The following is a 1,348-nucleotide window of genomic DNA, read 5'->3' as shown; positions in this document are numbered from 1 at the left end:
GCAGCAACATCACAAGCAAGTACATCACACCGAACGCAGACTTCTACCCGCAAGCATGGTATGAGCCGGAGGAGAACACGCTCTACGTGCGCAACATCAAGGTGGAACGCACGGGCGGCTACAACCATGCGCTGGAGAATGAAAGCAACGACGGGCTGACGGTGGTGTTCATGGGCAATAATGAATTCCGTGCGAAGAACTCAAGCAGCATCTTTCTGAAGAAGAACACCACGCTGAAGAGCTACAACGGCGATACCGAAGAAAACACACTCTACACATGGAGCAATGAATATGAGGGTATTCATGTGCAGAACAAGGCCACGCTCACCATCGAGGGACTCGGACTTAAGGTATATTCAGAAAAACACTATCCCCTTTCGGCCAAGCGTGAAGAGGGGCTTTACATCAAGAATTCTTTAGTCAAGGCATTTGGCAGGAGTAGATTTTATGACTTCAAGGACATTACCTTTGAAAACACCACGTTTGGCAACCCCTATAGTGCTTCACACACTTACATTGATATTTCCGACACGGATCCCTCGCATTACTATACGCTTACATTGAAAGGAGAGAATAAAGGCAATCTCTATACCTCATATTTCATAGACACCAAGACCAACTTTACCATAAAGGGTGATGGCAGTTTTACGGACATTTCTCGTTCACAGGGGATTCGAGCAGAAAACAACAGGGGCATGACGCTGAGGATTGAAGGCGGCTGCGCATTGAATTTTATGGGTTATCTTTCTACGCTGAAAGGCATGACCGGCAACGAGACCTTGGAGATCGACGACGCTTCTGTAAGGTTAGGCTTGAGGTATGATGAGAGTTATGAAGTCCCAAAAGTATCCGGTTTCAGGAGCATCATTACCAATGGCTGCAGGCTTATCGGGCCGGCAGGCGTAAGCGTGGAAGGTGGTGACGTAATGCTGAACGGGGAAAGATGCAAAAAGAACATCGCCTTTGTAAAGAGCGAATGGGAAAAGCCCAGCATTGACAATGCGTCGATAAAGGTGGAGGACGTGGCGCACACGACGGCCACCGTGACATGGAAGCAGGCCACGGACAACGTTACGCCGAAGGAGCTTATGCGCTACCTGGTGTTTCTTGACGACAGCAGAACGGGAAACCGCAAACACGTTGGCGAATTTATCGGCAAAGACACACTGAAGCTGAAGGACCTGACACCCGACACCCGATACACGGTGACCGTGAAAGCACAGGACGAATGCGGCAACTTCGCCTTCTACAACGAAAAGACCTTCACCACGCCGACCGACAAGGAAGCCTATGCGGCCGTGAGCGGCAGCACGCTGACCTTCTATTACGACAACCAGAGGGCGAAGCG

1 protein-coding gene is annotated in these 1,348 nt (G+C 50.1%); it reads left to right on the top strand.

Going from position 1 to position 1,348, the window contains the following annotated elements; genetic code table 11:
• A partial coding sequence (locus HMPREF9944_RS00575; protein ID WP_008563714.1) for a fibronectin type III domain-containing protein occupies positions 1-1,348 on the top strand: 1,348 nt, incomplete at both ends.

Source organism: Segatella maculosa OT 289, from assembly GCF_000243015.1.
Lineage (GTDB): Bacteria > Bacteroidota > Bacteroidia > Bacteroidales > Bacteroidaceae > Prevotella > Prevotella maculosa.
This window is presented reverse-complemented; position numbering and strand designations above follow the sequence as displayed.